Source organism: Sphingomonas rustica, from assembly GCF_039652585.1.
GTDB lineage: Bacteria > Pseudomonadota > Alphaproteobacteria > Sphingomonadales > Sphingomonadaceae > Sphingomonas > Sphingomonas rustica.
The window spans coordinates 444246-467821 of record NZ_JBDIZK010000002.1 but is presented as its reverse complement, the minus strand read 5'-3'; the positions used below and the strand labels follow the sequence as shown (position 1 = coordinate 467821).

19 protein-coding genes are annotated in these 23576 nt (G+C 65.4%); 9 read left to right on the top strand and 10 right to left on the bottom strand.

Annotation, left to right across the window (positions count from 1 at the left end):
* The 6 genes from nirD to TPR58_RS05085 form a co-directional block, all read right to left on the bottom strand.
* Window positions 1-336: a nitrite reductase small subunit NirD gene (nirD, locus tag TPR58_RS05110; RefSeq protein ID WP_346245538.1), complete on the bottom strand. Its 336-nt coding sequence runs from the start codon at window positions 334-336 to the stop codon at window positions 1-3.
* Window positions 333-2846 carry a nitrite reductase large subunit NirB gene (nirB, locus tag TPR58_RS05105; RefSeq protein WP_346245537.1) on the bottom strand — a complete coding sequence of 838 codons (2514 nt, stop codon included), beginning with the start codon at window positions 2844-2846 and terminating at the stop codon, window positions 333-335. The genes nirD and nirB overlap by 4 nt, the downstream gene beginning before the upstream one ends.
* Before the next feature lie 225 nt (window positions 2847-3071).
* The gene (locus tag TPR58_RS05100; protein WP_346245536.1) at window positions 3072-4274 is read right to left on the bottom strand and encodes an alginate export family protein; all 1203 of its coding nucleotides are present in this window, start codon (window positions 4272-4274) and stop codon (window positions 3072-3074) included.
* Window positions 4275-4329: 55 nt separating this feature from the next.
* Window positions 4330-5592 carry a nitrate/nitrite transporter gene (locus TPR58_RS05095; RefSeq protein ID WP_428835694.1) on the bottom strand — a complete coding sequence of 421 codons (1263 nt, stop codon included), beginning with the start codon at window positions 5590-5592 and terminating at the stop codon, window positions 4330-4332.
* Window positions 5593-5812: 220 nt separating this feature from the next.
* On the bottom strand, window positions 5813-7030 hold the full coding sequence (locus tag TPR58_RS05090; protein WP_346245534.1) for a CmpA/NrtA family ABC transporter substrate-binding protein: 1218 nt from the start codon (window positions 7028-7030) through the stop codon (window positions 5813-5815).
* Window positions 7027-7608, bottom strand: coding sequence for an ANTAR domain-containing response regulator (locus TPR58_RS05085; protein ID WP_346245533.1), 582 nt, complete (start codon window positions 7606-7608; stop codon window positions 7027-7029). Before TPR58_RS05085 ends, TPR58_RS05090 begins: the two co-directional genes overlap by 4 nt.
* A 148-nt stretch (window positions 7609-7756) precedes the next feature.
* Here TPR58_RS05085 and TPR58_RS05080 point away from each other — a divergent pair, with 148 nt between their 5' ends.
* The 4 genes from TPR58_RS05080 to TPR58_RS05065 all read left to right on the top strand — a co-directional run bounded on the left by TPR58_RS05080 (window position 7757) and on the right by TPR58_RS05065 (window position 13998).
* A complete protein-coding gene (locus TPR58_RS05080; protein ID WP_346245532.1) occupies window positions 7757-8653 on the top strand; it encodes an ABC transporter ATP-binding protein in 897 nt (298 codons plus the stop codon).
* A gap of 14 nt (window positions 8654-8667) precedes the next feature.
* Complete coding sequence (locus tag TPR58_RS05075) at window positions 8668-12258, top strand: ABC transporter permease/M1 family aminopeptidase (protein WP_346245531.1); 3591 nt, start codon at window positions 8668-8670, stop codon at window positions 12256-12258.
* A 98-nt stretch (window positions 12259-12356) separates the two neighbouring features.
* On the top strand, window positions 12357-12623 hold the full coding sequence (locus tag TPR58_RS05070) for a DUF6356 family protein (protein WP_346245530.1): 267 nt from the start codon (window positions 12357-12359) through the stop codon (window positions 12621-12623).
* 22 nt (window positions 12624-12645) lie between these two features.
* Complete coding sequence (locus TPR58_RS05065) at window positions 12646-13998, top strand: FAD/NAD(P)-binding protein (protein WP_346245529.1); 1353 nt, start codon at window positions 12646-12648, stop codon at window positions 13996-13998.
* A gap of 10 nt (window positions 13999-14008) precedes the next feature.
* Here the strand turns inward: TPR58_RS05065 and TPR58_RS05060 are convergent, their stop codons facing one another.
* Window positions 14009-14611: a TetR/AcrR family transcriptional regulator gene (locus TPR58_RS05060; RefSeq protein ID WP_346245528.1), complete on the bottom strand. Its 603-nt coding sequence runs from the start codon at window positions 14609-14611 to the stop codon at window positions 14009-14011.
* Window positions 14612-14751: 140 nt separating this feature from the next.
* Here TPR58_RS05060 and hppD point away from each other — a divergent pair, with 140 nt between their 5' ends.
* The 3 genes from hppD (at window position 14752) to TPR58_RS05045 (ending at window position 17602) form a co-directional block, all read left to right on the top strand.
* Window positions 14752-15789 carry a 4-hydroxyphenylpyruvate dioxygenase gene (hppD, locus tag TPR58_RS05055; RefSeq protein ID WP_346245527.1) on the top strand — a complete coding sequence of 346 codons (1038 nt, stop codon included), beginning with the start codon at window positions 14752-14754 and terminating at the stop codon, window positions 15787-15789.
* Window positions 15790-15944: 155 nt separating this feature from the next.
* Window positions 15945-17225, top strand: coding sequence for a homogentisate 1,2-dioxygenase (gene hmgA, locus TPR58_RS05050; RefSeq protein ID WP_346245526.1), 1281 nt, complete (start codon window positions 15945-15947; stop codon window positions 17223-17225).
* Window positions 17226-17248: 23 nt separating this feature from the next.
* The gene (locus TPR58_RS05045) at window positions 17249-17602 is read left to right on the top strand and encodes a Rieske (2Fe-2S) protein (RefSeq protein WP_346245525.1); all 354 of its coding nucleotides are present in this window, start codon (window positions 17249-17251) and stop codon (window positions 17600-17602) included.
* A 6-nt stretch (window positions 17603-17608) separates the two neighbouring features.
* Here the strand turns inward: TPR58_RS05045 and TPR58_RS05040 are convergent, their stop codons facing one another.
* On the bottom strand, window positions 17609-19666 hold the full coding sequence (locus TPR58_RS05040) for a M13 family metallopeptidase (protein WP_346245524.1): 2058 nt from the start codon (window positions 19664-19666) through the stop codon (window positions 17609-17611).
* A 101-nt stretch (window positions 19667-19767) separates the two neighbouring features.
* On the opposite strand from TPR58_RS05040, the gene TPR58_RS05035 reads away from it, so the two are divergent.
* Window positions 19768-20220 carry a MaoC family dehydratase gene (locus tag TPR58_RS05035; RefSeq protein WP_346245523.1) on the top strand — a complete coding sequence of 151 codons (453 nt, stop codon included), beginning with the start codon at window positions 19768-19770 and terminating at the stop codon, window positions 20218-20220.
* 16 nt (window positions 20221-20236) lie between these two features.
* Entirely contained in the window at window positions 20237-21508 is a 1272-nt protein-coding gene (locus TPR58_RS05030) for a flavin monoamine oxidase family protein (RefSeq protein ID WP_346245522.1), read from the top strand.
* Here the strand turns inward: TPR58_RS05030 and TPR58_RS05025 are convergent.
* Both TPR58_RS05025 and TPR58_RS05020 read right to left on the bottom strand, forming a co-directional pair.
* Window positions 21468-21989 (bottom strand): hypothetical protein, encoded by a 522-nt coding sequence (locus TPR58_RS05025; protein ID WP_346245521.1) that lies wholly within the window; start codon window positions 21987-21989, stop codon window positions 21468-21470. The two genes, TPR58_RS05030 and TPR58_RS05025, sit on opposite strands and share 41 nt — an antisense overlap.
* Before the next feature lie 60 nt (window positions 21990-22049).
* Window positions 22050-23516 (bottom strand): flavin-containing monooxygenase, encoded by a 1467-nt coding sequence (locus tag TPR58_RS05020; protein WP_346245520.1) that lies wholly within the window; start codon window positions 23514-23516, stop codon window positions 22050-22052.
* Window positions 23517-23576 lie beyond the last annotated feature (60 nt).

Genomic DNA, 23576 nt, shown 5'->3' with positions numbered 1-23576 from the left:
TCAGGCGGCCGCCAGCGCGGCGGCGCGGCCGATCAGCACCCGGCCGGAGACGATCCGCACAGGCACCGTCGGGGTGCAGCCGCGATCCTCACCCTGCGCCTCACCGGTCGCGAGTGCGATATTCCAGTTGTGCAGCGGACAAGTGACGCTGTGGCCATGGACGATGCCCTGGCTGAGCGGGCCCTTCTTGTGCGGGCAGCGATTGACCAGCGCGAAGACCCGGTCGTCGCCGGTACGGAACACCGCGATCTCCTCGCCGCCCGCGACCGGCACCGTGCGGGCGCCGCGAACCGGAATCTCGTCGAGGCGTCCGATATCGAGCCAGTCGGGGGTCATGCGAGTTCTCCCTGGGGATGAAATTCGGCCATGTGGCTGTGCTGGATGCGCTCGACGCCCGCCGCACGTTCGGCCCAGGGATCGTCCTGGCTGAAGCTTTGCGAGTAGAGGAAGCGTTCGGCCAGTGCGTCGCGACCTTCATCGTCCTCGACGATGCGTGCCTTGATATAATCGACGCCAACCCGCTCGATCCACGGCGCGGTGCGCTCGAGATACCGGGCTTCCTCGCGGTAGAGCTGCACGAAGGCGGCGCAATAGTGCATCGCCTCGGCTTCGGTCGCGACCTTGCAGAGGAAGTCGGTCGCGCGAACCTTGATCCCGCCATTGCCGCCGACCGACAGCTCGTATCCGGAGTCGACGCAGACGATCCCGAAATCCTTGATCGTCGCCTCGGCGCAATTGCGCGGACATCCGCTGACCGCGATCTTGAACTTGTGCGGCATCCAGCTGCCCCAGGTCATCCGCTCGATCCTGACACCCAGCCCGGTCGAATCCTGCGTTCCGAAGCGGCACCATTCGGATCCGACGCACGTCTTCACCGTGCGCAGCGACTTGCCATAGGCATGGCCGGACACCATCCCGGCGGCGTTCAGATCGGCCCAGACCGCAGGCAGGTCCTCCTTGCGGATGCCGAAGATGTCGAGCCGCTGGCCGCCGGTGACCTTGACCATCGGCGCATTGAACTTCTCGACCACGTCGGCGATCGCACGAAGCTCGCGCGGGCTGGTGATCCCGCCCCACATGCGCGGCACGACCGAATAGGTGCCGTCCTTCTGGATGTTGGCGTGCATCCGTTCGTTGACGAAGCGGCTCTGCTGGTCATCGACATAGTCGCCCGGCAGCGCGCACAGCAGATAGTAGTTGAGCGCCGGGCGGCACGATGCGCAGCCGTCGGGCGTACCCCAGTGCAGCTTGTGCATGACTTCGGGGATCGAGCGCATATCCTGCGCGACGATTTCGCGCCGGACATCGTCATGCCCGAAGCTGGTGCATTTGCACATAGTCCGCGGACCCGCCTCGACCTCGTCGCCCAGCGTCAGCGCCAGCAGCGTCTCGACCAGGCCGGTGCACGACCCACAGCTTGCCGATGCCTTGCACCCCGCACGCACCGCATCGAGGCTGCTCGCCCCCTTGCCGATGCACGCGACGACCTGCCCCTTGGTGACGCCGTTGCAGCCGCAAATCTCGGCATCGTCCGAGAGCGCCGCAACGGCCGCCTTAGGGTCCGCCTGCCCCCCTCCCGAGGCGAAGGCCTGGCCGAAGATCAGCACGTCGCGAAGGTCGGACACGTCCTCCTGCTTTTTCAGAAGGTCGAAATACCAGCCACCATCGGCGGTATCGCCGTACAGGACCGCGCCGATCACCCGGTCGTCGCGCAGGACCACCCGCTTATAGACACCGCGGGAGGCATCGCGCAGCACGATGTCCTCCGCGCCGTCGCCGCCGGAAAAGTCGCCCGCCGAAAAGACGTCGAGCCCGGCGACCTTCAGCTTGGTCGACGTGACCGATCCGCGATAGCCGCTGGGGCGCTCGACCAGGCCGTCGGCGAGCGACCGGCACATGTCGAACAGCGGCGCGACCAGGCCATAGACGTTGCCGTCATGCTCGACACACTCGCCGACCGCCAGGATCGCGGGGTCCGACGTGACCATGTGATCGTCGACCTGGATGCCGCGACCGACCGCCAGCCCAGCCTCTCGCGCCAGCCGGACATTCGGGCGAATGCCTACGGCCATCACGACAATGCTTGCGGGGATGACGGTGCCGTCTTTCAGCAGGACGCCGCGGACCTTGCCGTTGCCGTCGTCCAAAATCTCGGCGGTATCGGCGCCGGTCAGGATCGTCTGGCCTCGCGTCTCCAGTGCGGTCTTCAGCAACCAGCCGGCCGCCTCGTCGAGCTGGCGCTCCATCAGCGTCTGCATCAGGTGAAGCACCGTGACCTTCATGCCGCGCAGGCTGAGCCCGTGCGCTGCCTCGAGACCGAGCAGGCCGCCGCCGATGACCACCGCGTCGCCGCCCCGGTCGGCTGCCGCAAGCATCCGGTCGACATCGTGCATGTCGCGAAAGCTGATCACGCCATCGAGCGTGTGTCCCGGACAGGGGATGATAAACGGGTCGGATCCCGTCGCGATCAACAGCCGGTCATAGTCGACGCTGCGTCCCGAGGCGGCGGTGACCCGCCGACCCGCCCGATCGATCGCGACCACCGCGTCACCGGCGATCAGCTCGATGCCGTTGTCGCGGTACCAGTCATGCGTGTTGAGGATGATCTCGTCGAAGGTCTTCTCACCCGCCAGGACGGGCGAGAGCATGATACGATTATAGTTCACATGCGGCTCGGCGCCGAAGATCGTCAAGCGGTAGCGTCCCGCATCGCGCGCCAGCAGTTCCTCGACCGCGCGGCATCCGGCCATGCCGTTGCCGATCACCACCAGATGCTCGCGCCGCGGCGGGACGCCGGGCGTCTCCCCGCTATCCTCGCTGCTCCAGTCGTTCCCCGAAAACTCCATCTCGCCTGCTCCAAACGCGAAAAGGCCGCCATGAGGGTCACTTCCGAAGAAGTGCCCGCATGGCGGCCTTGCCAATCACCCTGAACGGGAGTTCCCGTCCGATGCACCGCACGCTTCCGTCAGTGGAAACAGCAGCTATGTCTCGTTCGGACAGCGTCGCCCGATGTCCGCATGATGCGGACTGTAACTGACACGATCAAGTGTTATTTTTGCAATGCAGCATCTTCAGAATGCCCAGTCGAGCTGAAGCCACGCCTTTTGGGTGTCGGTCGCAAACCGGTCGGCATCATAATCCGCATAACGTGCCGCGAAGGTGTAACGACCGATCTTGACGCTCGCGAGCAGATCGATCTCATCGCCATAGTGGCGAACGCTGCGATCGCTGTCGAAGCGATGATAGCTAGCCTGCAGCGCCAGCGCCTTGAACGGTCCCGCGATGGCCTTGTTGAAACCCAGCGTCGCATAGGCATCGCGCAGGCCATCGGGGGGCGTGATCAGGAACTTGTCCGCCCAGCCGTTGAATTTGAACAAGGTCCCGACCGGTGCCTGGAACGAGGTGAGCGCAACGCCCCGGTCCGCGCCCAGCACCTCCTGCCCCGCACCCAGGCGAAACGGGCCGTGTTCCAGCGATCCCTCCACCAGACGATAGTCAGCGGTGTAGCGGTTGGGATTGTGGCGGAAGTCGCGCTGGCGAGCGCCGCTCAACTGATAGCCCAATGTAACCGGCCCGAGCTTGCGCGACCCGGCAAGCCGGGCGCCGAAGGTCTGGCTCGACAGTCGGAATCCCTGGACCGCGCCCTCGTCCTGATCGACGAGATAGGCGAAGCCGGTGACATTGCCGACCGGGGAGGCATAGCTGAGATTGGCGAAGACATTGTCGCCCGACACGGCCCGCTGACGGGCGCCCATGCCGTCGATTCCCCAGATCGTCCGCACGCCCCAGGCATAGCTGACATCGGCCTTCAGTCCCGCCACTCCGGTCCATTCGACGCGCACCGCGTCGAAGGTCTGGCCATTCTGGCGAAAGGCGACCGCGCCGACGAATCGCTCGTCATCCAGCGCGATCCGTTGCCGGCCGAGCGTCACCGTCAGCGGCTTGCTCCGATACTGAAGCTGCGCGCGATACAGCGCGACATTCTCCGGGTCGGCAACGATCGGCCGGGTCGCAACACCGTGAAGCCCGTCATCATAGCGATCGACGATCGCCAGATTTCCCTGGGCTTCGACCAGCGCCGCGATCCGCCCGCGGGTGGCGGATACGCCGGCGCGAACGCGCAGCGTGACCGCATCGGCGGTATCGGCCAGGCCCTGCTGATCGACATGTTCAGAGCGCAGCCGTGCCTCGACCAGCGGCTGGACCGCCAGGTCCTGGGCATGCGCTCCCCCTGCGGCGACCAGTGCGGCCGCCGTTGCAAGTGCAACTTTCATCGGATTTCCCCCAAGAGCCGGCACGGGCGGCGGCAGGCCGCCCGTGCGCCCACCTTCAGATGCGGACGCCCTCGGCCGCGCCCCAGCTGCCGCGCCAGCGCGTCTTGACCATTGCCAGCCCGGCAAAGGCGAGCAGCGCCAGCGCCGCGAAGACCAGGAAGCCGGACTGGTAGCTGCCGGTCACCTGCCGGGCGACCCCCAGCGACGATGCGAGATAGAAGCCACCGACGCCGCCGGCCATGCCGACCAGCCCGGTCATCACCCCGATCTCGCTGGAGAAGCGCTGCGGCACCAGCTGGAACACCGCGCCATTGCCTGCGCCGAGCGCCAACATCGCCAGCACGAACAGGCCCAGCGCCGCCGTGACCGTCGAGGCCCCACTGACACCTGCGAGCGCGAAGGCAGCGACGATGAACACGACGCTCAACGTCTTCACGCCCCCGATCGCATCGGCCAGCGCCCCGCCCATCGGCCGCACCAGCGAACCTGCGAACACGCAGCCCGCGGTGCAATAGCCCGCCATGATCGTGCTCAACCCGAACCGGTCCGTGAAATAGATGGTCAGCGACGCCGCCAGCCCGACGAAACCGCCGAAGGTCACCCCATAGAAGCCCATGAACCACCAGGCATCGGCGCGCTTCAGCGGCTCGAAATAATCGACCAGCCGCTTCGGCGCAGGTGCATTGGGCGGGTCCTTCGCCATGATCATATAGGCGATGAAGACGAGGGTCAGCGGAATGCAGGCAAGGCCCAGTACCGAGTTCCAGCCAAACATCTTGGCCAGCGCCGGGGCGAACAGCGCCGCGAGCACCGTGCCCGAATTGCCCATGCCGGCCAGTCCCATCGCCTTGCCCTGATGCTCCGGCGGATACCAGCGGCTGGCCAGCGGAAGCGCGATTGCGAAACTGGCGCCGGCGAAGCCCAGGATCACGCCCAGCGCGAGCGTTCCGGCGAAGCTGTTCACGCCCATCCCCCAGGCGAAGAGCAGCCCGGCAATCACGATCACCTGGCTGATCGCGCCCGACCGCTTGGGACCGATGCGATCGACGAGCAGTCCGTTGACCACGCGCAGGATTGCGCCGGCCAGTGTCGGCGTCGCGACCATCAGCCCCTTCTGCGCAGCGGTCAGCTGCAACGTCTTCGCAATGTCGGGCGCCAGCGGCCCCAGCAGGACCCAGACCATGAAGGCCAGGTCGAAATAGAGAAACGCAGCGATCAGCGTGGGCGTATGCCCGCTGGTCCAGAACGCCGATCGCGCCCGTGCTGGTCGCGGATCGACATCGCTGCCGCCTCCGGCAAAGGCGTATCCCGCCTGCATCACTTCCGTCATCTTCATCGCCGCATTCCCCGGTGCCGCGCAGGCACGAAAAAAGCCGCTTCCGACCCGCCGCCCGAAAGGCAGTGATCGGACAGCGGCTTTGCTGTCGTGTGATGGAATGTCAGGCCTTCATCGGCCAAACCTTCCGCTGACGTCTCCCCGTCCCTGGGCGACTCTCAAAACCTGACGAGACATCGACCTCTTCGCAAGTGCAAAAAAATCAATCGCCGGGAATCGCCTTGAGGCTGCGCAAATAGTCCGCGATCGCATCGGGATCGAACGTCCGCCCGTCGAAGAAGCGATCCGGCGGCAGCGTCAGGCTGCCGCTGTGACTGCCGGCGCTCAACGGTGCCTCGGTCGCGCCCTCCACCTTCATGCTGGCCCCTGGCATCGGGATCCGCTCGCCGGCCAGCGCGCGGCGGTACAGGTCGGATCGAAAGACGCCGGCGGCCGCACGCTCGGCCTGGGGGCTTGGATCGATCATCTTCCAGCGCACGAATTGCGAGTAGATCCACAGCGCCTGGCTGCGCCACGGGAAGTTCGCTGCGCCGCGGTGAAAAACAGTGAAGTCGGGAATCTCGACCGGGTCTGCCCCGTACCGCAACGGCATCCGCCCCGCGAGGGCCTGCGCAATCAGGCGGGGCGACTGATCGAGATGCGTCGGGCGAGACAGCAGGTCGGACAAGGCATCGCGGTTTGCCGGATCGTCGCACCACGCCGCCGAACGCGACAGGGCACGCAACAGACGGTCCAGCACTTCCGGGTTCGCGTCGGCCCAGTCGGCGCGGGTGGCGAGCACCTTCTCGACACCGCGCTTCCAGATGTTGACGCCGACCGCGGCAATCTCCCCCAGCCCCGCATCGACTGCGACACTGCTCCAGGGTTCGCCGGCGATGAACCCGTCGAGTTCGCCGGCACGAAGCGCCTCGGTCATCAGCGAGGGCGGCAACACCCGCAGCGTCAGGTCGCGGTCCGGGTTAACGCCCGCAAATCCCAGCCAGTAACGCAGCATCAGCGCGTGGCTGGAAAAGCGATGGACAATGCCGATCACCGGCTTGCGATGATGAAGGCCGATCGCCGCGGCAAAATCGTGCGCCGTGGCGACCGGATCGTCGATGCGGTTGCGCGGCACCGGATCGAGCGCTGCGGCGAAGTCGGCCGACAGCGTCAGCGCATTGCCATTGTCGTTCAGCTTGAACGGCGCTGCGATCGCGCAGGGCGTCTGGCTGAGGCCCAGCGTCACCGCGACTGCAAGCGGCGCGAGCAGGTGCGCGGCCTGGACCTGGCCATAGACCAGCCGGTCGCGAACCGTTGCCCAACTGGTGTCCCGCACCAGGTTCAGGGTGATGCCCTCGGCCTCGGCAAAGCCAAGTTCCGCCGCGACGATGATCGGCGCGCTGTCGGTCAGCGGCAGGAACGCGATGGACAATTGCGTCATGACCTGCCTCCCAGCAGTCCTGCGGCGGTGATCAGGGCTTCGGCGACGTCCACCACGCGACGACCCTGGTTCATTGCCGTCGTGCGCAGGAGGCTATAGGCTTCGGGCTCACTCAACCCCCTGCTTTCCATCAGGATCGCTTTCGCGCGATCGATCGTCTTGCGCGACGCCAGTTCCGACCGGGCGGCGTCGAGCTCAGTCTGAAGCTTGGAAAAGGCGTGGAAGCGCCGGATTGCCAGGTCGAGGATCGGCTTCACCCGGTCCTTGCGCAGTCCGTCCACGACATAGGCCGAGACGCCGGCATCGATCGCGGCACCGATCATGTCGTCGTCGCTCTGGTCGACGAACATCGCGATCGGCCGCGCCAGCGCGCGGCTGACGGCCAGCATCTCCTCGAGGGAATCGCGGCTGGGATTGCCCAGGTTCATCAGCACGACATCGGGCGCCATCCGCTCCAGCCGGGCGACGAAGGCGCCGGTCGGCGGCATCACGATGATGTCGTCGAAACCCGCCTCTCGAAGACCTTCTTCGAGGATCGTCGCGCGCAGTCCGCTCTCGTCGATGATGGCGATGCGCAAATCGGCTCCCCGCTGGCTAGCCCCCACCTATGCTGCTTTGCAGCGAAGCCGACAAGATCGGGAATGTTCAAGCATCACACCAGCTTCAGCTGCTTTACCTTTGTAAAACACCCGTTATGGTCTGCTCATCACATACGGGGGAAATCGCATGTTGGACCTGAAGCAGCTCACCCATGTCTATCCCAACGGCACGCGTGCGCTCGACGATGTCACGCTGTCCATTCCGAAGGGCATGTTCGGCCTGCTGGGCCCCAATGGTGCCGGCAAGTCGACCTTGATGCGGACCGTAGCGACACTGCAGAGCCCGACCTCAGGCAGTGTGACCTTCGGCGACATCGATGTGGTGCGCGAACCCGAACGGCTTCGCCGCACGCTCGGTTATCTGCCACAGGACTTTGGCGTGTACCCGCGCGTGTCGGCCTATGACATGCTCGACCACATGGCGGTGCTGAAGGGCATTGCCTCCGCCCGCGAGCGGAAGGACACAGTGGAGACGCTCCTCAACCAGGTCAATCTGTGGACGGTGCGCAAAAAGGCGATCGCCGGCTTCTCCGGCGGCATGCGCCAGCGCTTCGGCATTGCCCAGGCGCTGATCGGCAATCCCGAACTGATCATCGTCGACGAGCCGACTGCGGGCCTCGATCCCGAGGAGCGCAACCGCTTCCTGAACCTGCTGGCCGAGATCGGCGAGAATGTCGTTGTGATCCTGTCGACCCATATCGTCGAGGATGTCGCCGACCTGTGCCCACGCATGGCGGTGCTCGCGGCCGGGCGGATCCAGCTGGAGGGGGCACCGCTCGACCTGATCGCCCGTGCCCGCGGAACCGTCTGGGCCAAGACGATCGATCGCAGCGAACTCGACGCCTATCGCACGCGCTATGAAGTGATCTCCACGCGCCTGTTTGCCGGCCGCACCGTCGTTCACATCCTGTCGCCGCAGGATCCCGGCGAAGGATTCACCGCAGTCGATGGCGGGCTGGAGGACGTCTATTTCTCCACGCTCGCGCAAAGCCGCCGCCCCGTCACCGACGCCGTCGCGGCCTGAGCGGAGACACCGGCATGTTCGGAAAGATCGCGAGCTTCGAGCTTCGCTACCAGCTGCGCAATCCCGTCTTCTGGGTCGTCGCGATATTGTTCTTCCTCCTCGCCTTCGGCGCGATGACGGTCGAGCAGATCCAGATCGGGTCCGGAGGCAACGTCCACGCGAACAGCCCCGAGGCGATCGCGCAGATGATGCTGATCCTCTCGCTGTTCTTCATGTTCGTCACGACCGCGTTCGTCGCGAACATCATCGTGCGCGATGACGAGAGCGGCTTCGGGCCGATGGTTCGGTCGACGCGGGTGTCGAAATTCTCCTATCTGATCGGGCGCTTCACCGGTGCAGCGGTGATCTGCGCCATTGCTTTTGCCGCGATTCCGCTGGCCATCTGGCTCGGGTCGATGATGCCGTGGCTCGATAGCGAGACGCTCGGACCCAACCGGCTGTCCGACTATCTCTACGCCTATTTCCTGCTCGGCCTGCCCAACGTCCTGTTCACCGCGGCGATCTTCTTCGCGGTCGCCACGATGACGCGGTCGATGATGTATTCCTATGTCAGCGTCGTCGTCTTCCTCGTTCTCTACTTCGTGCTGATGAGCGTCCTTCGCGCGAAGCCCGAGTTGCGCGAGATCAGCGGCTATATCGAACCGTTCGGCCTCGCCGCCTTCTCCAACGTCACCCGTTACTGGACCGCCGCGGAATCGAACGCGATGATGCCCGCCTTCACCGGCCCGTTGCTCGGCAACCGGCTCATCTGGGGCGTGGTCGGGCTCTGCGCGCTGGTGGTCGCCTATTGGCGATTCTCCTTCGCGGAAAGGGGCGTGTCCGCCCGCAAGCTGCGCAAGCAGGCACGCAAGGCGGACAAGCTGGCCGCGACCCGGCCGCAGACCGTCGAGACCCTGCCCCCCGCCCGTCCGGAAGCAGCCGCATGGACCCAGCTGTGGCAGCGCTGCCGGTTCGAGATGGGGCTGGTCTTCCGCAGCCCTGCCTTCCTCGTCCTCCTGATGATCGGCATGTTCAATACGATCGGCGGGCTGCTGTTCGCCAACGAGATCTACGGCACGCCGTCGCGACCGCTCACCTTCATCACGATCCAGGACCTGCAGGGCATGTTCGGGATCATCCCGATCATCATCGCTATCTATTATTCGGGCGAACTGGTCTGGCGCGACCGCGACCGCAAAATGCACGAGATCATCGATGCGACCGCCCTGCCCAACTGGGCCTATATGGTACCCAAGACGCTGGCGGTTACCGGCGTGCTGTTCGCGACGCTGCTGATCTCCGCTGTCGCCGCCATCATCATCCAGCTCGCACGCGGCGTGACCGACATCGAGATCGGCCAGTATCTCGCCTGGTATCTGGTGCCGATGACGATCGACATGGCGATCCTCGCCGTGCTGGCGGTGTTCGTGCAGGCGATCAGTCCCAACAAATATGTCGGCTGGGGCATCATGGTCGTCTACCTGGTCGCGACGATCACGCTGAGCAACATCGGCTTCGATCACCCGCTCTACAATTATGGCACCACCGGAACGGTGCGCTTCTCCGACATGAACGGCGATCAGGTCGGCGGCGCGACGGCGTGGTGGCTACGGCTATACTGGGGCGCCTTCGCCCTGGCACTGGCGGTGTTGGCGCATCTCATCTGGCGACGCGGTACCGAGACGCGGCTGCGTCCGCGACTGTCTCGCGGTGCGCGGCGCCTGGCGGGCACCCCCGGGATGATCCTGGGCGCGGCGGTGGCCGTCGCCGCGGTCAGCGGCGGCTGGCTCTACTATAATATGAACGTCCTCAACGACTATCGCACCCGCGATGGCGAGGACGAGCGGCTGGCGAATTACGAGAAGAAATATCTCAAGTACGAGACGGTCCGCCAGCCGTCATTGACCGACATCCGCCTGAACGTCGATCTGCACCCGTCGCGCCAGCAGATGACGACGACGGGCGAGTATCGCTTCGTGAACGACACCGGCGCGCCGCTGAGCGATCTTCATGTCCGCTTCCCCGACCGGTCGAGCAAGCTCGCGAAGATCGCGGTGCCGGGCGCGACGTTGGCGATGGAAGACAAGGATTTCGACTATCGCATCTTCCGCTTCCCCAAGCCGCTGGCGCCGGGTGCGACAGGGACGATCGCCTTCACCGTGACCCGTGAGACGCGTGGTTTGCGGGCCAACAATCTCGACACCCGCCTCGTCGGGAACGGCACGTTCCTCAACAATTTCGAGATTGCTCCCGCAATCGGCATGGACCGCCAGGGCCTGCTGAGCGACCGCGTCAAGCGCCGCAAATACGGACTGCCCCCCGAACTTCGCCAGGCGAAGCTGGAGGACCTGTCGGCGCAGCGTCGCAACTATGTCGGCAATGCGTCCTGGGTGCGCAGCGACATCACCATCTCGACCGACGCGGGTCAGACCCCGATCGCGCCGGGTCGCAAAGTCGCGGACACGACCAATGGAGGCCGCCGGACGGCGCGGTTCGTCTCCGAGGCGCCGATCCTGGCCTTCTTCTCGATTCAGTCGGCCGATTATGCCGAGAAGTCGCTGGATGCCGACGGCGTGCGTCTGACGGTATTCTATGATCGCAAGCATCCGTTCAACGTCGACCGGATGCTCGCCGCGCTGAAGAGCTCGCTCGGCTATTACCAGGCCAATTTCGGCCCCTATCAGTTCGATCATGCGCGGATCATCGAATTCCCGGGCTATCAGAGCTTTGCCCAGGCGTTCGCGGGGACGATGCCCTATTCGGAATCGCTCGGCTTCCTTGCGAACAACAGCGATGCCGACAAGATCGACTATGTGACCTATGTCACCGCGCACGAACTCGCCCACCAATATTGGGCGCACCAGGTCATCTCCGCCGACATGCAGGGCGGGACCATCTGGGTCGAGACCATGGCGCAATATTCGGCGCTGATGGTGATGAAGCAGCTCTATGGCGAGGATAATATCCGCCGCTTCCTGAAGTACGAACTCGACAGCTATCTGCGCAGCCGCGGCAGCGAGGCGATCGAGGAACTGCCGCTCGAGCGGGTCGAGAACCAGGGCTATATCCATTATCGCAAGGGATCGCTGGTCATGTACCTGCTCCAGGATCGGCTGGGCGAGGGCCGGGTGAATGCGATGCTGCGCCAGAAGATCGCCGAGCATCGCTTCAAGGGCGCGCCCTATCCGCGTTCGACCGAGCTGGTCGACGGCTTCCGCAGCCTGGCCCGCAATGCCGAGGAGCGGCAGCTGGTCGACGACCTGCTGACCCGCATCACCTTGTACGACCTGAAGGCGAAGACGGCGACGACGCGCAAGCTGGCCGATGGCCGCTGGGAAACGACCCTGACGGTCGAGGCGGGCAAGGCCTATGCCGACGGCAAGGGCAAGGAAAGCGCCGCGCCGCTGGCCGATCGGATCGATATCGGCCTGTTCGACCAGAATCCGGGCTATGGCGTGCTCAAGAAGTCCGACGTCATCTCGATGACACGCGAACCGGTGCGTTCGGGCGCGCAGCGGATCAGGATCGTGAGCACCCGCCAGCCGGCCTTTGCCGGGATCGATCCCTATAACAAATATGTCGATCGCAACGGCGACGACAATGTCATCCCGGTCACTTCAAGCTAGGATCGCATCGGAGGGGAGACGGCGCCTCGCGACGCGGTTTCCCCTTTCGCCCCGCGCTGCTAGGAAGGGGCGACACAGATAATAGCGGGTAGCCCACCATGTTCGATCGCGTATTCCTGTCCCACCCCCGCAGCGTCGGCGAGACCTATGTCGAGCATGCCGGCGTTGCAGGCCGGTTCGGCGCGACGATGATCGTGGGCGGGGTTGCCTGCCTGATCCATGCAGTGCTGCCCGCCGTTTTCCCCCGCGCGGCCAGCGATCGGGTCAAGCGCCTCTATGCGCAAATGGTCGCCCGTCAGCCCAATGCGCCGGCAATGCGCCAGGCGCACCGCGACCCCGAATGGCAGATCGAGTACGAGATCTGACCGCTTGAGATCCGGGGGGATTATGAAGATCGAACATGTCGCCATCATCGGCGGTGGCTTTTCCGGCACGCTCCAGGCGATCAACCTGCTGCGCCATGACGGGCCGAGAGCGACGCTGATCGAGCGGGCGCCGCGCCCCGGCGTCGGTCTTGCCTATGGCGCCGCGCATCCCAGCCATGTGCTGAACGTCCGCGCGGGCAATATGAGCGCCCTGCCCGACGATCCGGGCCATTTCGTCCGCTGGCTCGAGAGCCGCGGCGTGACAGAGCCGACCACAGCGTTCATTCCGCGCGTGACCTATGGCGAGTATCTGCAACAGATGCTTGAGGAAACTCGCCGATCGGCGGGCGACCGGTTGACCGTGGTCCGCGGCGAGGTGGAGGATGTGGACCTTGTCGGAAGCGGCGCCCGGCTGCGGCTTCAGGACCGGACGATAGATGCCGATGTCGCTGTGCTGGCCGTCGGCAACCTGCCGCCCCACGTCCCGCCCGGGCTCGATCCCGATGCGCTGTCAGCCGATCGCTACATGGGCAATCCCTGGGATCCCGGCATCGCCGATGGGCTCAGCGAGCAGGACACCGTCCTGATCATCGGCACCGGGCTGACGATGGTCGATGTCGCGCTCACCCTGGATGCGCATGGCTATAAGGGTCGGATCGTCGCGCTGTCGCGGCGCGGCCTGCTTCCCCGGTCGCATGGACCCGGTGCCGACTGGGCGAAGATCGACGAGCGACCCGATACCGTCGCCTCCGAACTGCTGCACCGCGTACGTGCCCGCGCGGACGCGATCGGATGGCGCAACGCGGTCGACGAACTGCGCCCCTTCACCCAGCCGATGTGGGGCAATGCCGACGAGGATCAGCGCGCCCGCTTCCTTCGCCATCTGCGCCCGTGGTGGGACGTCCACCGCCACCGTCTGGCGCCCGAGGTCAATGCGCGCCTTCAGGCGATCATCGACCGCGGCCAATTGACCATTCGTGCCGGAAAGACGCTGTCGTTCGAGCCGGCTGCCGACGGGGTCCAGGTCGCGCTGCGCCCGCGCGGCGGGGACGCGGTGGAATCGCTGTCGGTCCAGCGCATCGTCAACTGCACCGGTCCGCTCACCGATCTCGCCCGGACGACCGAGCCGCTGCTGCGCACGCTGGCGGCGCGCGGCACGATCCGCGCCGATGCGGCAAAGCTCGGGATCGAGGTCGACAACCAGGCGCAAACGATGAACGCCGCGGGGAAGATCAACCGTTCGCTGTATGCGCTCGGCCCGATGACGCGGGGCGCGTTCTGGGAAATCGTGGCGGTACCCGACATCCGCACCCAGACCTGGAACCTCGCACGCCGCCTGTCGAACGCGCAATGGGTCGGCGGCGAAGGCCTCTAGCCGAGGCGGCTCAGAGCGCCAGGCCCTTGGCCAGCAGCCCGCTCTGCCGGCGGGTCAGGATGCGCGCGCTCTCATAGGGTGCACCCTCGATCAGCCACTGGGTCAACAGACCCATATGCATCGATCGGAACGACAGAACCAGCGTCTCTGCCGGCAGCGCGCGGCGCATGCCCGGCCGGGCCAGCAGGCGTTCGAACAGCGCCCGGATCGAATCGTCGAGTGCGGCAAGATAGTCGGTCAGTTCGGGTGCCATAACCTCGACACCGAACAATCGGCACAGAAAGGCACGGACGCAATCGGGATGCGGCGACTTGCTGTCCAGCAGCATCCATGCCGCTGCATCCAGCGCCTCGGCAACGCTCATCCCCTCTTTCGGCAACAGTGCGATGGCATCCAGCGCCTTGCGATCCGCCTCGATCAGCAGCGCGATCGCGATATCGTCCTTGCCATCGAAATGGCTGTCGACCGTCGGCTTGCCGATCCTCGCCTCGGACGCGATGGCATCGACCGTCACTCCGTCCATGCCGTCGCGATCGAACAGGCGGGACGCGGCCGCGACGATGCGACCGCGGGTATCGACCCGCTCCCTCTCCTTCAGCTTGACGACGGCCATGGCCTATCATGCCCCGAAATCATGCCTTGATGCAAGTTATCCACAGGGTGTGGAAAACCAGTCCGGGTAACGCGAGTGAGGTAGTATCATTTGACACCAAATCGGGGATCGCCTAACCGCTCGGCATGATGGAGGCGACCATGACCGACCCGACAAATCCGCTTGGCCTGAACGGCTTCGAGTTCGTTGAATTCACCTCGCCCGATCCCGAGGCGATGGGGCAGCAGTTCGAGCAACTCGGCTTTGTCCCGACCCACCGTCACCCCAGCAAGAACATCACCCGCTACAAGCAGGGTCGCATCAATCTGATGCTGAACCGCGACGAAGCGGGCCGCGTCGCCGCCTTCCGCGGCGAACATGGCCCCTCGGCCAGCGCGATGGCGTTCCGCGTCGCCGATCCCCGCGCCGCGCTCGAATGGGCACTGGCGCATGGCGGCAAGGCGACCGACGAGGACGACACGGTCATCCAGGGAATCGGCGGATCCTATCTCTACTTCATCCAGGACGATGTCGATCTCTACGCCGACTGGGCCGAGTTCCCCGGCTGGCAGGAAGCGGAGGCACGGAACACTGTCGGCCTCGACCTGCTCGACCACCTGACCCACAATGTCCGTCGCGGCCAGATGCGCGTGTGGAGCGAATTCTACCGCACGCTCTTCGGCTTCGAGGAACAGAAGTATTTCGACATCAAGGGCCAGGCGACCGGCCTGTTCAGCCAGGCGATGATCGCACCCGACAAGGCGATCCGCATCCCGTTGAACGAGAGCCAGGACGACAAGAGCCAGATCGAGGAATTCATCCGCGAGTATAAGGGCGAGGGTATCCAGCACCTTGCGCTGACCACGCCGGACATCTTCGACACCGTCGAGCGGCTGCGCGCGCGCGGCGTGAAGCTTCAGGACACGATCGAGACCTATTACGAACTGGTCGACAAGCGCGTCCCCGGCCACGGCGAGGATCTCGAGCGACTGCGCAGGAATCGCATCCTGATCGACGGCAATGTCGGCGACGAGGGCATCCTGTTGCAGATCTTCACCGAGAACATGTTTGGGCCGATCTTCTTCGAGATCATCCAGCGCAAGGGCAATGAAGGCTTCGGAAACGGCAATTTCCAGGCGCTGTTCGAAAGTATCGAGCTCGACCAGATCCGCCGCGGCGTAATCAAGGTCGACGCGTAAGGTTTTTTGCGTCATCCTGCATCTGCGGGATTCGGACGACACGGACCATGCGGCGCCCATCCGGCGCCGCCCGAGTTGGAGAGGGAGAGCCGGGGGAAGCGCGCGTGTAGCGTTGGCGTTGCTTCACCCCGGCCAATTCCAGGACATCATCCGGCATGACCGACTATTTCCCCGGTTTCGGCAACCACGTCTCGACCGAGGCGGTCGCGGGTGCGCTGCCGATCGGGCGCAACAGCCCGCAAAAGCCTGCCTTCGGCCTGTATGCCGAGCAATTGTCGGGCACAGCCTTCACCGCGCCGCGCCACGAGAATCGCCGCTCCTGGCTGTACCGCCTCCGCCCCAGCGCCGAGCATCCGCCATTCACCCGCTATGACGGTGCATCGCGCTTCGCAGCCGGCACGGTCGATACCCCCCTGCCCCCCAACCGACTGCGGTGGAACCCGATCGAGGCCCCTGCCCCCGGCACTGACCTGATCGACGGCATGACCACGATGCTGGCCAACCGCGACCCCGCGGACCTGGAGGGCGTCGCGGTGCACGTCTATGCCGCCAATGCCGACATGGACATGCGGGTCTTCTTCGATTCCGATGGCGAACTCCTGTTCATCCCCCAGTCCGGCCGGCTGACGCTGCTGACCGAATTCGGCCGGATCGACATCGCGCCGGGCCAGATCGCACTGGTGCCCCGCGGGGTACGTTTCCGTGCGATCCTCCCCGACGGCGAGGCGCGGGGCTATGTCGCGGAAAATCACGGGGCGCTGTTCCGCCTGCCCGATCTGGGCCCGATCGGCGCGAACGGCCTGGCCAATCCGCGCGATTTCGAGACGCCGGCGGCCTGGTTCGAGGATCGCGACAACTCTTTCGAGGTCGTCCAGAAGCATCTGGGCAACCTGTGGACCACCCGGATCGACCACAGCCCGCTGGACGTCGTTGCCTGGCACGGCACTCTCGCGCCGTGGCGATACGACCTTGCCCGGTTCAACACGATGAACACGGTCAGCTTCGATCATCCCGATCCGTCGATCTTCACCGTGCTCACCTCGCCCAGCGATGTGCCGGGCCGTGCCAATGCCGACTTCGTCATCTTCCCGCCGCGCTGGATGGTCGCCGAGGACACGTTTCGCCCGCCCTGGTTCCACCGCAACATCATGAGCGAGGCGATGGGCCTGATCCACGGTGCCTATGATGCGAAGGCCGATGGGTTTGCGCCCGGCGGCCTGTCGCTGCACAATCTGATGGCTGGCCACGGCCCGGACGTGACCAGCTGGCGCGCTGCGACCGACGCCGATCTGAAGCCGCACAAAATCGACGGCACCATGGCGTTCATGGTCGAGACCTGCTGGCCATATCGCCCGACCTGCCACGCGCTGGACCGCGCCCAGCCCGATTATGACGAGGCCTGGAGCGGATTTCCCAAGGCGCAACTGCCGCGGTGACGCCGGCAGAGCCCCGACCCCCGATGGAACGCCTGTCCGCCACCCCCGCCGGCATCACGCTTGGCCCGATCGAGCTCGTCACCGAAGGCGGCGCGCGCAATTTCGTGCTGGAGATGCGTGCCGGCCGCTTCCACGGGTTCGTTGTCCGCTCCGGTGAGGCAGTCACAGGCTATGTCGATCGATGTCCGCATATGGGCGTCCCGCTGGCGCAGGAGCTCGACCGCTACCTGACCGGCGACGGCTCGCTGATCCAGTGCAGCTGGCACGGTGCGCTGTTCCGTATCGACGACGGTCGCTGTGTCGGCGGACCGTGCGCGGGGGCGGCATTGACGCCCTGGCCGGTCACGATCCGCGACGGGTCCATCGTTACCGCCTGAAGCGGATCACCACACCTTCACCCGCTTGTCCGGCGCCAGATACAATTTCTCGCCGGGCTTCACGCCGAACGCATCGTACCAGGCATCGATGTTGCGCACCGTCATTGCCCGCCAGCGGTCCGGGGCATGGCCGTTGGTCGCGACCTGCTGGCGCAGCGCCGCCTCGCGCGCCTTCGCCCGCCAGCTCTGCCCAAAGGCCAGGAAGAAGCGCTGGTCGCCCGTCAACCCGCCGATCACCGGCGCCTCCTTGCCGCCCAGCGATGTCCGCCACGCCTGATAGGCCGCCGCCAGGCCGGCAACGTCGGCGATATTCTCGCCCAAGGTCAGCTTGCCGTTGACGTGAAGTCCCGGGAACACCTCGTACGCATCATATTGCGCGATCAGCGCCGCACCCTGCGCCTCGAAATGCGCCAGGTCCTCCTTGGTCCACCAGTTGCGCAGCCGCCCCTCGGCGTCGAAGTCAGCGCCGAGATTGTCGAAACCATGGCTGATCTCGTGTCCGATGATCGCACCGATCGAGCCATAGTTGCTCGCGGCGTCCGCCGCCGGATCATAGAAAGGCGCCTGCAGGATCGCCGCCGGGAAGTTCAGCGCATTCTGCAGCGGCAGATTGACTGCATTGACCGTCTGCGGCGTCATCCACCATTCGCCGCGATCGACGGCCTTGCCGATCTTGGCAAGCTGATGCGCCGTCTCCGCCTTTTCGGCGCGGCGCAGATTGCCGACCGGATCGTCGGCCTTCACCTCCAGCGAGGCGTAGCTGCGCCACGTCTCGGGATAGCCGATGCCGACACGCATCGTCTCGATCTTCTTGCGCGCCTCGGCCTTGGTCGCCGGCGTCATCCAGCTCAGGCCTGCGACCCGGTCGTCGAACGCCTTCAATATGCCCTTCACCATCGTCTGGATGTCGCTCTTCGACGAGGCGGGGAAATGTTGCTCGACATACAGCTTGCCCATCGCGTCTCCCAGCCAGGCATTGACGCTGGCGATCGCGCGCTTGTCGCGCGGTCGCTGCTGCGGGGTACCGCTCAGCGTCTTGCTGAAGAAGTCGAAATGCGCCTGGTCGATCGCCGTCGGCAGCACGTCGCTGACCTGATTGATCCGGTGGAAGGTCAGCCAGTCCTGCCAGTCCTGCAGCGGTGCCTCCGCCACCAGCTTGGCGACGGCGGCGACCGTCGCCGGCTGCCAAACGACGAAGTCCTGCTGATTGGCAAGGCCGGCGGCGTTCCAGAAGCCGTTCCAGTCGATCCCCGGCGCCTTCGCGGCGAAGTCGGCCTTCTTCCAGGGGTTGTTCGCCTTGTGTGCATCCTGGCTGGTGACATTGTCGGTATGCGCCTGCGCGATCCGCGTCTCCAGCGCCAGGATGCGATCGGCCCGCGCCGCCGGATCGCCGACCCCCGCCAGCCCCAGCAGCTTCGCGACATAGGCCTTATAGGCGTCGCGGATCTTCACCATCTCCGGCTTGGAAGACAGGTAATAATCGCGATCGGGCAGGCCCAGCCCGCCCTGCAGCACATAGGGTACGGTCGTGTCCGGCCGGTCGAAGGACTGGCTGACGAACAGCCCGAACAGATTCTCGGTCTCGAAATTGGTCGCGTTGAGCGGATCGACATCCACCCGCACGTTGCTGCCAAGCATCGCCGACAGGGCGTTCTTGTCTTTCAGTGCCGCGATCGCGGCAAGCTCGCCCTGCATCGGCGCCATGCCGCGCTTCTCGATGCCCGCCGTGTCGGTGAATGCGGTGTACCAGTCGGCGATGCGCCGCTGGTCGGTGCCGCCCGCCGCCTGTGCCTTGATCGCAGCCTGGACGATCGCAACGGTGTTCGCCTCGGCCTTGTTGAACACATCCAGGAACACGCCGGTGCGCGATCGATCTGCGGGGATTTCGGTCCGGTCGCGCCAGCCGCCATTGGCATATTCGTCGAAATCGTCGCCGGGCTTCACAGACTTGTCGAGACCGGACACGTCCACCCCGATTTCGGTGCCCTTGGGCGGTGTCGAGGGGGCCGGCGTGCAGGCCGAGGTCGCCAGCAGCGCGGCGAGAAGCAGGAACCGGGTCTTCAACGTGTCTCTCCAGCATCAGTGTATGGCTCAATGGCTACACCCGCCCGCCAGACCGCGCCAGAGCCTTCCCATGCTGCGGCGCTGCGGCTAGGGCAGCACCTATGGCTGGACGATTTTACGATGAATGGCAGGTCGGCGACACGATCGAGCACGAGCTGCGGCGGACGGTGACCGAGACCGACAATCTGCTCTTTTCGACCATGACCCATAATGCCCAGCCGCTGCACCTGGATGCCGAAGCCGCGAAGGCGAGCGAGTTTGGCCAGATACTGGTCAACGGCACCTTCACCTTCAGCCTGATGGTGGGGATTTCGGTCGGCGACACGACGGTCGGTACGCTCGTCGCCAATCTCGGCTACGACAAGCTGGTGATGCCCAAGCCGGTCTTCATCGGCGACACGCTGCGCGCCACCAGCGAGGTGGTCGAACTCCGCCCGAGCAAGTCGCGCCCCGGCCAGGGGATCGTCACCTGGAAGCATCGCATGCTCAATCAGCGCGACGAGGTGGTCTGCGAATGCCTGCGCTCGGCGCTGCTGCGGAGCAAGGCCGCCTGATCCGCGTTATGCGGCGATGAGCGACTGGGATTTCGTGATCGTCGGCGGTGGCGCCGCGGGTGTCGCGGCTGCGCGGCGCGTGGCGGATGCGAAACGCAGCGTCCTGATCGTCGAGGCGTCGACCCGCCTGGGTGGCCGGGCGCATACGGTCGTCCGCTCCGGCCTCCCGCTCGACCTCGGGTGCGGCTGGCTGCACTCGGCGCAACACAATCCCTGGGCCAGGGTCGCGGAGCAGGCCGGGTTCACGATCGACCGCGACCTGCCTCGATGGATGGACCAGTGGCGCGATCTCGGCTTTTCGCGCGAGGAACAACGCGAAGCCGCGCACGCGTTCCACGCCTTCGAACAGCGGATGCGAGACGCACCGCCACCCAGCGACCGTGCCGGCGACCTCATCGACCCGGGCGGGAAATGGAACGCCTATCTCGAGACGCTCAGCGGCGTCATCAACGGCGCCGGGCTCGATCGCCTCTCCGTCGCCGACTATCTCGCCTATATGGATGCGGCGACCGATACCGACTGGCGGGTGACCGACGGCTACGGAACCCTGGTCGCCGCGCACGCCGCGGGGCTGCCCACTGCGATGGGGACCCGCGTCACCTCGATCGATACCGACGGCAAGCGGCTTTCGATCGAAACCTCCAGGGGCCGTCTGACCGCCGGCCATGCGATCATCACCGTGTCGACAAATGTCCTCGCGTCAGGGGCGATCGGGTTGCCGAAGGCCTTCGCCGACATCCAGCATGCGTCGAGCCGCCTGCCGCTAGGCGATGCCGACAAGCTGTTCTTCGAGGTGGAAGACCCCGAGCTGCTGCCGAGTGACGGCCATCTGATGGGCAATCCGCGCGCCGCCCACACGGGCACCTACACGCTTCGCCCGTTCGGCCGCCCGATCATCGAATGCATGGTCGGCGGTGAGACGGCGCGAACCCTGTGCGCTGCCGGTTTCAACGATGCGGCCGCGTTCGCGATCGACGAGCTGGCGGACCTGCTGGGCAACGACTGGCGAAGGCGGCTGAAGCTGATCACCGCCTCCGCATGGGCGCGCCACAGCTTCGTCCAAGGCGCCTACAGCCATGCGCTGCCGGGGTGCCATGGCGCGCGGCGGCAGCTGTCGGCTCCGGTCGATCCGCGCATCCGGATGGCTGGCGAAGCCTGTCACGACACCGATTTCTCCACGGCACACGGCGCTTACGAGACCGGGATCGCGGCGGCCGAAGCCTTGCTCGACCCCACGCAGGACGCGCTCAGTCGTCTTCCGACTTTGCGTAGACATCCACCTGCTTGAGGCAGCGGTCATAATAGTCATAGCCCTCGCCCGACAGGTCCACGTCCAGCCGGGTGAGCAGCTTGCCCTCATGACTCAACGCAACCGATCCGCCAGCGCGCAGCATTGCGAGGTGCGATCGTTCGGTGCTGTCGAGGAACAATCCGACACCCGGCGGCATCGTCGCGCCCCCATTGCCGAAGCCCGTCGCCTCGATATCGGTGGTGCCAAGACGGACGGTCATGTTCAACGTGCTACCGCCCTCGATCCAGTCCCAGGCGGGATTGGCGAAGGACAAATAGACGTCACCCGGATTGTCGCTGTCGGAGATCCGAAAGCTCGTGCCGTCCGCTGCTTCGGTCGAGATCCAGCAGCTCTTGCCCCAACCATAGACCCTCCAGCGGCCGAATTCCTTTTCGGGAAAGCTCTCCTGCGCGGAGGCGGCCGGCACAAGCGCACACATCAAGGCGGCTGCACTCGCCAGCTTCAGGAAACCGATCATCATCACTCCTTCGAAACGCGACCCCGGTAACCCATCCGCCCCCGCGAGGCGCTTGCACGATCAGGCCGCTGCGGATGGCCTGGGCGCCGGATTCGAGAATTCCATCTCCGCATCGATCGATCCATAGCGCAGCGCCATCAGGTCGCGCGAGTAATTCTGGTTGAGCCGCCACGGCTTGCGGGTTCCCTGGCGGGGGAACTTCGCCATGGCGCGCTGCACATAGCCCGAGGTGAAGTCCAGAAAGGGCGCGGCCTCGACCGGTGTCGCCAACCGCGGCGTCGCCTGCCGCATGCCGCGGTTCTTCATCGCCTTCAGCAACCGGCAGACATATTCGCTCGTCAGGTCGGCCTTGAGCGTCCAGGACGCGTTGGTATAGCCGAACGACAGCGCCAGGTTTGGCACGTCGGACAGCATCATCCCCTTGTAGGTCGTGTGCGTCGACAGATCGACAGTCTCGCCGTCCACGATCAAGGGAATGTCGCCAACCAGCTGCAACTCCAGCCCGGTCGCGGTGACGATCAGGTCGGCCGGCAATAGCTGCCCGTTTTCCAGCTCGATCCCGTCCTTCACGAACCGCCGGATATGCCCAGTGACCACCTCGGCGCGGCCGCTGCGCAAGGTTGCGAACAGATCGGCATCGGGCACGAGGCAGACGCGCTGGTCCCATGGGTTGTAGCTGGGGGTGAAATGCGTCTCGACGTCATAATCGGGGCCCAGCGCGTCACGCACCATCTGCACCATATGCGCCTTCACCTTGGCAGGCCGCTTGCGCGCCAGGCGGTAGAAGAATTGCTGGAGCAGAACATTCTTCCAGCGGGTGACGCCGTACGCCGCCTTGGCGGGGAGCAGCCGGCGCAGCCCGTTCGCAACCGAGTCTTCGGACGGCCGCGACACCACATAGGTCGGCGACCGCTGGAGCATGGTGACGTGCGATGCCTGCTTGGCCAGTTCGGGGACCAGCGTCACCGCTGTCGCGCCGCTTCCGATGACCACGACCCGCTTGTCCGCATAGTCGATATCGTCACTCCAGAACTGCGGATGGACGATCCGGCCGGCAAAGTCGCCGGCACCTTCGAACTCGGGCGCAAAGCCGCGGCCATAATTATAATAGCCGGTGCACATGAAGAGGAAGCCGCAGGTGAACTCGCGCTCCTCGCCGTCCTGCACCGCGGTCACTCGCCAGAGCGCATCCTCGCTCGACCAGGATGCCCCCATGACCTGGCTCCGATACCGGATATGCCGGTCGATGCCGTGTTCGGCGGCCGTCTCCTCGAGATAGCTCAGGATCGACGGGCCGTCCGCGATCGCCTTGGCGTTGGTCCACGGCTTGAACGAGAAACCCAGCGTGTACATGTCCGAGTCGGACCGGATGCCGGGATAGCGAAACAGGTCCCAGGTGCCGCCCAGCCGGTCACGCCCCTCGAGGATGACATAGCTGCGGCCCGGACAATTGGCCTGCAGGTGATAGCCGGCCCCGATCCCCGACAGGCCCGCCCCTACAACGACGACATCGAAATGCTCCGCCATTCGCCTCTCCCGCTTGGCCGCACCATGCTTACACAGGTGTAAGCAGCGCAGCCAAGGTCA